7 protein-coding genes and 2 pseudogenes are annotated in these 8,184 nt (G+C 58.5%); 2 read left to right on the top strand and 7 right to left on the bottom strand.

Annotated elements, in window-relative coordinates:
- Positions 1–1,340, top strand: a 1,340-nt coding sequence (locus AC1DH9_RS15370; protein ID WP_477808378.1) for an IucA/IucC family protein, incomplete at its 5' end; no start/stop codon positions are given.
- Between the two features lie 80 nt (positions 1,341–1,420).
- Here the strand turns inward: AC1DH9_RS15370 and AC1DH9_RS15365 are convergent.
- The 3 genes and pseudogenes from AC1DH9_RS15365 to AC1DH9_RS15355 all read right to left on the bottom strand — a co-directional run.
- A pseudogene (locus AC1DH9_RS15365) lies at positions 1,421–1,852 on the bottom strand (methyl-accepting chemotaxis protein); the annotation flags it as partial.
- A 117-nt stretch (positions 1,853–1,969) separates the two neighbouring features.
- Positions 1,970–2,740: pseudogene (locus AC1DH9_RS15360) on the bottom strand (PAS domain-containing protein); the annotation flags it as partial.
- A 444-nt stretch (positions 2,741–3,184) separates the two neighbouring features.
- Entirely contained in the window at positions 3,185–4,063 is an 879-nt protein-coding gene (locus tag AC1DH9_RS15355) for a LysR family transcriptional regulator (RefSeq protein ID WP_477808377.1), read from the bottom strand.
- Between the two features lie 99 nt (positions 4,064–4,162).
- On the opposite strand from AC1DH9_RS15355, the gene gstA reads away from it, so the two are divergent.
- Positions 4,163–4,771: a glutathione transferase GstA gene (gene gstA, locus AC1DH9_RS15350; protein ID WP_427536028.1), complete on the top strand. Its 609-nt coding sequence runs from the start codon at positions 4,163–4,165 to the stop codon at positions 4,769–4,771.
- Between the two features lie 64 nt (positions 4,772–4,835).
- Here gstA and AC1DH9_RS15345 read toward each other — a convergent pair whose 3' ends face one another.
- The 4 genes from AC1DH9_RS15345 to AC1DH9_RS15330 form a co-directional block, all read right to left on the bottom strand.
- Positions 4,836–5,849 carry an ABC transporter substrate-binding protein gene (locus tag AC1DH9_RS15345; protein WP_477808376.1) on the bottom strand — a complete coding sequence of 338 codons (1,014 nt, stop codon included), beginning with the start codon at positions 5,847–5,849 and terminating at the stop codon, positions 4,836–4,838.
- Positions 5,846–6,388 carry a sigma-70 family RNA polymerase sigma factor gene (locus tag AC1DH9_RS15340; protein WP_427536032.1) on the bottom strand — a complete coding sequence of 181 codons (543 nt, stop codon included), beginning with the start codon at positions 6,386–6,388 and terminating at the stop codon, positions 5,846–5,848. Before AC1DH9_RS15340 ends, AC1DH9_RS15345 begins: the two co-directional genes overlap by 4 nt.
- 152 nt (positions 6,389–6,540) lie before the next feature.
- The gene (locus AC1DH9_RS15335) at positions 6,541–7,332 is read right to left on the bottom strand and encodes a phosphate/phosphite/phosphonate ABC transporter substrate-binding protein (RefSeq protein WP_427536034.1); all 792 of its coding nucleotides are present in this window, start codon (positions 7,330–7,332) and stop codon (positions 6,541–6,543) included.
- A gap of 8 nt (positions 7,333–7,340) precedes the next feature.
- On the bottom strand, positions 7,341–8,184 hold an 844-nt coding region (locus tag AC1DH9_RS15330; RefSeq protein WP_477808375.1), incomplete at its 5' end, for a fatty acid desaturase.

The raw sequence follows: 8,184 nt of genomic DNA, 5'->3' as shown, positions 1-8,184 counted from the left end.
TGCTTGAACAGTGGGGCACGCTGGGTCATCCCTGGCACCCGAACTACAAGACCAAGCTTGGCTTGGGCACCCCTGAGGTCATTGCTTTATCACCGGAATTCGAAGCCTGCGTGCCCGTCGTCCTGTGCGCCTTGCATCGGCAATGGGCTCACGTCGAATCATTGAACGAACCCGAGCATTACCGCGACTGGTGGCAAGGGCATTTCCCGCTCGCGACCGAACAATTGACCCGGCACCTTCTAACCCAAGGCCTCGACCCGGATGACTACCTGCCCCTCCCCGTCCATCCATGGCAAGCCGCAGAGGAACTACCGCGCTCGTTCGCTCGCGAGATTGCCGACCGCGTGCTGGTCATGACCAGCATCATTGCGTTCAACGGTCAGCCGACCATGTCGTTTCGCACCCTGGTGCCCACTGCAAACCGCTGCTCACCGATGGTCAAGCTTCCGGTAGCGCTGCGACTGACCAGCGTGCAACGCACCCTTTCACCACGCTCGGCACGCATGGGGCCAAGGGTCAGCGGATTGTTGCTGCGAATACTCAAGCAGGAGCCGCAGATTCGAGCCGTGTTGAACATCGTGCCGGAACGTATTGGCGTGCATTACGCGCCGCAACCAGCGGATGACCAACGCTCCCGGCACCTGGCGGTGCTTTACCGGGACAACCCGTCGAGCGTGCTGCAGCCGGGCGAAATGGCCGTTCCCGTTGGCAGCCTGTTCGCCCTGGATGAACACGGACAACCGTTACTGCGCCAGTGGATCAGGTTGGCCCAGGGAGGCGACGGCAGACCGGAACTGCTGCGTTTTTTCCGTGACTATCTATCGATCGCCGTTCCCGGACTGCTCGGTCTGTACCTGATCTACGGCGTCGCCTTCGAGGCGCACCAGCAGAACAGCTTCATGGTCATGAGTGCCGAAGGACAGTTGAGCCGGTTGATGGTGCGTGACTTCGGCGACATCCGGATACACCGCCAGACCTTGCACCGGCAAGGCCTCGACCTTCAGTTGCATGACCCGCAGATGACGCTGTATGACGATGCGGACTTCGTGCGCGACAAACTCTTGCACACCACCTTCATGTGCCATCTCGGGGAGCTGGTTCTGCTCTGTGCCCGGCATTGGAAGATGCCGGACGATGCACTCTGGAATGAGCTGGCCATTCAGGTCAGCGACTGCTTTGACCACCTGCGCGAACGGGTCGAGCCACAGCGCTGGGCAATCGAGCGTCTGGCCTTGCTGAAACAGGACTGGCCGGCCAAATCGTTCATGCGTATGCGCTTGCTCGACAGTGCGCTCGATATCGTCGGTCGCCTGAGCAACCCACTTCGCGTGCACTCGTAAAATACTCGCAAGAGCGACCAAAAAGGTTTTCGATCAAGTAACAGCACTTGATCGAAAACCCGCTTTAGTTGCACGACGTTTTAACCAAGTTGCAATGTCGAGTTGAACTGGCTGATGGCGTCCACCACATGCCGTGAACCCTGTTGAATTTCCAGGATCACCTCGCCCGCTTCATTGGCCAGTTCCACGCCAAGTCCAGTACGACTCAAACTTGATTGCATGCTCGACACTGCACTCAAGGACAAGTCGTGGTTCTTGCGCACCACTTCCACAATTTCCACGGTTGCGTGGCTGGTTCGTGCCGCCAGGCTACGCACCTCGTCGGCAACCACCGCAAATCCTCGCCCATGTTCACCGGCCCGCGCAGCCTCGATAGCGGCGTTGAGTGCCAGCAGATTGGTCTGATCGGCGATACCGCGAATGGTCTGAACAATGGTGCCGATGATGTCGGACTGCTTGCTCACCGCATCGATGCTGAGGGCCGCTTCGTTGAGATCCCTGGAGATCTCTTCGATGATCTGCACGGTTTGCTGCACCACCTGCGAACCTTTCTGGGCACACGCATCGTTTTGCACCGAGGTTGAATGGGCCGACTCGGCAGCGGTCTGCAACGTGGTCATTTGCCGGGTGATGTCGCTGGCGAATTTGACCACTTTGTACAAGCGCCCCTTGGTGTCGAAGATCGGGTTGTACGAAGCTTCGAGAAAGACCATGCGACCGTGTTTGTCGACCCGTTCAAACCGACGCGAATGGAACTCGCCGCGGTTGAGCGATGCCCAGAACGCCTTATAGGCCGCCGACTCGCTCTCCGAGCGATGACAGAACAGGCTGTGGTGCTGACCTACTACTTCGTTAAGCGAATAGTGCATGGTCTGCAAGAAGTTATCGTTGGCAGTCATCACCCTGCCGTCGGGGGAGAATTCGATCACCGCCATGGCGCGGCCCAGGGCATTCACTACGCTCTGGCTTTCATGCTCTTTATTGATTCGGGCCGTGATGTCCGAGGTCACTTTGATCACGCTTCGTACTTGCCGGTCAGTTCCGATCACCGGCATATAACTGGCCTCAAGCCAGACTTCCTTACCGCTCTTGTTCAAGCGCAAGAAAGTGCCACTGTTTGATTCGCCACGACCCAGCTCACGCCAGAAGCGCTGGTAATCTTCGCTCTTGGCGTACTCCTCTTCACAGAAAATCCGGTGATGCTTGCCGCGCAGTTCCTCGATGGAATAGCCGACGGCCCTACAAAAGTTTTCGTTGGCCTCGAGGATCACACCGGTAGGGTCAAACTCGATCATGGCCATGGAGCGGCTGATTGCCGCCAACTTGGCATTGGCCTCGGTCAACGCGCAGCTAAATCGCTCTATCTCAAGCAGGTCGGACTTGTGGTGTCGATTGAACATGGTGGTATCACCTTCAGCACTGTCTTTTAACGAACGGAAGTTCCCAGTCTTTCACTGGACTTACGACAACTTTCCACAGAACAGGCAAACGCATCCTCACACGAAGGATAAGAGTCAGGTGATCAATGATGATTAATCGGAGTGTCCATAACGCAACGCTCTTATCAAGCCATCCTTTTCTTGATGCCCCGTGCAGGAGCCAACCCAACATTCACAAGTAACTCCCTCTAAGAAACACTCCTTTTCACCGCAGTGCCTTGAGTTGCACACTCTTATCGATCATTCAATTTACAACCGGGCGCAACACACTGACTCAAGCACAATCAGGCTGAGGCATCGAGACGTTCACGCTTTATAAACTAACCGGCATCAGTCGCTACGAGTGAGCATAGACAGCAACGCCACGGATGCAAGGCCATCAATATGCCATCTTTTTATCGACGGTCAGAACGCTGCGGGATGGAGCATCGCCAGCAGCGCCTGCACCGCCGCAGAGGGTTCCCTGAGCGGTGTGGCGACCAGCGCAAATTCTCGATCAACAGGCACTGCCAACGGCAATACGCGCAACCCCTTGCGATTGGCTGGCAAGGTCATTTCCGGAACCAGCGTCACCCCGACGTTTTCCCGAACCAGTGTGAACGCACTGCCCCACTCCCTAACTTCAACCCGGACATCCAGCAGCGCAAGACCTGCATCCGCTGCCAGGCTGCGGGCATTGACGCTGCATCCGCCAGTGGCCAGCACGAACGGCTGCCCGACCAACGTCTCCAACCTCAATCCGTGCTCGTGGTTTCCTCGAGCCAATGGGTGCRCCATCGGCAGCACCGCAACCCAGGTATCTCGCCCCAACATTCCAGCGTTGCGTTCAGGTGGAGGATTGAGCACCACGCCCAGATCAACCAGGCCAGCGCCAAGCAACGCTTCAACTTCGTTGTCGCTGACCTCCAGCGCCACCACCTGAATACCGGGATAAAGTTGCTTGAACTGGCGCAACAGCGGCGGCAGAAACGTTGCAAGCACCATCGGAAAACTGGCCAGGCGAATAGTGCCACGCTGAATGTCTCGCGCCGCGTCGGCGGTAGTCCGGATGGTCTCAAGGGCCTGAAGCATCACCCGCGCCTGTTCGATCACGTGCACGCCGACCGCGGTCGGCAAGGTCTGACGGTTTTCCCGGACAAACAGTTGAATACCGAGCATATCCTCAAGCAAAGCCAGCGCTTGGCTAGCCCCCGACTGAGTCATGCCGACATGCTCGGCAGCGCGTGTGATGTTGCCCGTGTCCGCGATAGCCACCAACATCCGCCAATGCATCAGGTTCATCATCGCAGTAGCTGTCCTTATGGTTGCTGTCTGAAAGATTAATTTTACGAAGTGCGCGAGCGACTATGACACTGATCAAAACCCTCACCTGGAACCCTGATCATGAAGTTGTATTTTTCGCCTCAAGCCTGTTCCCTTGCTCCGCACATTGTTCTGCGTGAACTGCAACTGCCATTCGAGCTGGTCCGCGTCGACAACCGAACGAAGAAGACCGCCGACGGTGCCGACTTTCTTGCGATCAATCCGAAAGGTTATGTCGCGGCGCTGCAACTGGATAACGGCGATGTGCTGACCGAGGGACCGGCAATCCTGCAATACCTTGCCGATCTTCGCCCGCATGCCGGTCTTGCACCGGCATGCGGTTCCTGGGAAAGAGTGCGTTTGCAGGAGGTCCTGAACTTCATTTCGAGTGAGATTCACGGCGGCCTGGGACTGCTGTTCAACGTGCAGTTTCCTGATCAGGTGAAAGCGCTCTTCAAGGAGAAACTGTTCAAGCGGTTTGCCGTGCTGACCCAGACACTGGAACAACAGGATTATCTGCTGGGCGAACGCTTCAGCATCGCTGATGCCTATCTGTTCAGCGTACTGCGGTGGACTTCCTTGTTTGATATCGACCTGAAGCAATGGCCGTCGCTGGAGCGTTTTCAGGCGCGGATTGGCTCACGGCCTGCGATAAGCGAGGCGCTGGCGGCGGAAGTGGCGCACGCCTGAAGATTGATTGCTGACAAGCCGGCGATGGCGACTTCATGGGCGCCATCACCGGTGAATGACGCGCCTACAAACTGCTGCTGACTTTCGTCGCGACCTGCGTTGGTACCCAGCCTTGCCACACCTGCGGTTGCTCGCGCAGGAAGGCTTGTGCGACTTCACGCGGTTTTTGGCGTTTTTCGCTCATCTGGCCGAGGGTCTGGTTCAGCAGATCGATCGGTAAATCGACTTTCTCGAAGAACGCCACCAGGTCCGGGTATTGGGCCTTGAACGGTGCCGAGACACCAATGGCCAGGTTGGCCGGCATCGAGCGCGTACCTTGTGGATGCGGGTTGTTGGCGTCGGCCAGGGTTTTCCAGGCCTCGGCGTTGAAGGCCGGCTCGTCGAGCTTCACCAATTTGAAACGCCCCAACAGCGGGGTCGGCGACCAGTAGTAGAAAAGTACTGGTTTGCCACGCCGAATCGACGAACTGACCTCGGCATCCAGCGCCGCCCCCGAGCCGGTACGGAAGTTGACGAAGCTCTCGGTCAACGCATAGGCCTTGAGCTTCTGGCTGTTGACGATCTCCGAGGTCCAGCCGGTCGGGCTGTTGAGGAAGCGGCCACGAGTCGGGTCTTCCGGATCCCGGAACACGTCCTTGTAGCGCGCCAGATCGGCGACCGATTTCAGCTCCGGCGCCAGCGGTTTGATCCCGCGCTCGGGGTCGCCCTTGATCACGTATTCCGGCACCCACCAGCCTTCGGTGGCGCCTTTGACGGTATCGCCCAGACCGAACACTTTACCCTCGGCCTGTGCCTTGACCCAGGCCGGACTACGCCCCGCCCACTCCTCGMCGATGACCTGAATATCATCCTTGGCCAACGCGGCTTCAAGACTGACGGTGCTGCCCGGCAGCGTGTCGGTCGGGTAGCCGTAACCTTTCTCGACGATCAAGCGCAGGATCTCGGTGATCAGGCTGCCGCTTTCCCAGGTGATGTCGCCGAAGTGGATCGGCGCGACTTTTTCCGTCGCGGAGGCCTGTGTCGCCACAAGACTGAAGAGCAATAGCGAACTGCCGAGCCAGGTTTTGATTGATCTCATGCGGACCTCAGGGTGGGGGGTGTGAGCAATGGTTGATTGGCGCTGCGCTGGCAAAGCGTATGACAGCGGGTCATGTAGACGCTGACCGAACGCTGGGAGATGCCCAGTTCGGCGGCGATTTGCGGGTAAGTCAGGCCTTCAAGCCGTGACAGCAGGAACGTCGCCCTGACCTTGCCCGGCAAGCGGTCAAGCGCCTGGTCGAGAACACTCAAGGTCTGCAACTGCTGCGTCAGGTCTTCCGGCGACGGCCCTTGGCAGGGCTGAATGTGCTGCAACTGATCGAGGTGATCACGCTCGCGGTCCCGTCGGCGCCAGAGACGATAAATTACCCGCTGAGCAACGGTGGTCAGCAAGGCGCGGGGCTGTTGGATCGACGTCAGGTTTGGCGAGTCGAGGAGCTGCGCAAAGGCCTCGGCGGCGACATCTTCGGCGCTGATGCCAGCATCGAGGTAGCCGCGCAAGCGATTGCACAACCAAACATAATGACAGCGGAACAATCCGCCCACGTATTCGCTGTGAGAAAGGTCGGTGCCGGACATGGAGGCTCCAAAAATAGGGTGGCGCTGAATGTCCGGTGGTCCGGTACAGCGATCCTAGCAAGGAGCCTTATTCTTTAATAATACTTAAAAACTATTTTTATATATCTCTTAGAAATATAAATTTTCAGTTTGCCCAGCGCTCGTTTCAACTCTCAACGCAAGCGCCCGAATCCTAGCTCTTCGGCCTCTTGCCGGTAATCAAGAAGGATCTGATAGTCACTTTCAGTGGCCGGCAACACCTCGTGGAGCCCCAGGATTTCAACCACATCAGGCAGTTCATTCAACGCCTGGTTCATCACCTCGCGGAGGTGCTCGATTTGCCCGTCCGTCAGGCTGGCGACACCGATATACGGCAAGGTCGGGCTGAACGCACTGCGCGCCACCACCCGCAATCCTTCGCCTTCCTGCGGTGCATGCCGCGCCAGATAGGCGAACGTCACGCTGTCGATGGCCGCCAGGTCCGCGCGCCCGTCACGCAGCCAGCGCAGGCTTTCACGGTGACTACCGCTGACCGCAACGCTGGAGAAAAACTGACCATTGCGTTGCAACGCAGCGATGCGGTGACGCAACAGATTCATCCCGCTGTTGGAGTCCTCGCCATTGATCACCGCTCGGCTACCCTGCAGCGCCGGCAAAGTTCGGCGCGGGTCGTCGGCCCGGGTCAGCAGCAGGCTGCAATGATTACCAGCGCTGCTGTCCGGCAGTTCATAACGCGGTCGACCGATCACCCGCACCTGTCCGCGCAACGCTGTCATCAGTGGATAGCCGCAGGTCTGGGTGAGCAGCAATTGCGGGGCCAGCCAAAGCTCCATCAACGACAAGCCTTCAGCGCTCAAGCGGGTCGCGCCGAGCCGCTCGACGATGCGCGCCAGCCACTGTTCATTGGCCTGACGTATCGGCTCGGGGGCGACGTACATCAGTAACTCTGCAAAACCTGAAATCATGCCGCTTCTCAACTGAAAGGATGCTGCGGACTGTCCACGGGACTGAGCCCGTGCCGACGCAACAGCTCACCATAACCGCGCACCAGAAACCCGCCACTGCGTGCCTGCCATTGATCACGTCGCGCGCGATAAACCTGCGGCAAATAGAACCACGGCAACCCCGGCAGATCGTGATGCACCAGGTGCAGGTTCAGGTTCAGGAACAACCAGCGCCAAGGCCAGGCAGCCTCGTTGAGCACCGTGCGCTTTTGCGATTCGCGGTGCGGACGATGTTCATAGTAGGAACGGATCGCCCCTACCGACAACGCCGGCACGCTGATCAAGAACAGGTAATGCCAGACGGGAACAACACTGTAACCCGCGATGAAGGTCAGCATCAGCACAGTCACCGTGCCATGGGTCAGCCACATCAACCAGGCCTGGCGATTGCCTTGGCGCAAGCGCTGGAGTTCTTCCCTGGCCAGCGCCAGCAAGGCCAGCGGCGCACCGACGGCGAAGCGCCCCAGCAGGGTTTTGTTCAGCCAGTGCAGGCTGCGCTCGAACACTGAACTGCCCTGCCACTGTCGTGTGCTCACGTAACGACTTTCCGGGTCGCGACCGGGTAACGTCAGGTCTTCGTCGCGGTGATGCAGAAGGTGGCTGTCGCGGTACAGGGTGTACGGGTACCAGACGGCAAAAGGTGCGTAGCCGAGGAGTTTGTTCAACGAGGTAAAGCGCGTCGGATGCCCATGCAACAGCTCATGCTGGACCGACATCCACAGCACCACGATCGGTATCAGCAGCAGCGTACTCAACCAAAGCCCGAGCCAGGCACTGGCCAGCAGTACGCCAAACCAGGCCGCGTACACGCCG

The sequence above is a fragment of the Pseudomonas sp. 05T35 genome (genome assembly GCF_056396605.1).
This window is presented reverse-complemented; position numbering and strand designations above follow the sequence as displayed.

What these genes read in the sequence shown, in the direction of transcription:
- gstA (WP_427536028.1), top strand. Translation starts at nt 4,163, where the DNA reads ATGAAGTTGTATTTTTCGCCTCAAGCCTGTTCCCTTGCTCCGCACATT.
- AC1DH9_RS15340 (WP_427536032.1), bottom strand. Translation starts at nt 6,388, where the DNA reads ATGTCCGGCACCGACCTTTCTCACAGCGAATACGTGGGCGGATTGTTC.
- AC1DH9_RS15335 (WP_427536034.1), bottom strand. Translation starts at nt 7,332, where the DNA reads ATGATTTCAGGTTTTGCAGAGTTACTGATGTACGTCGCCCCCGAGCCG.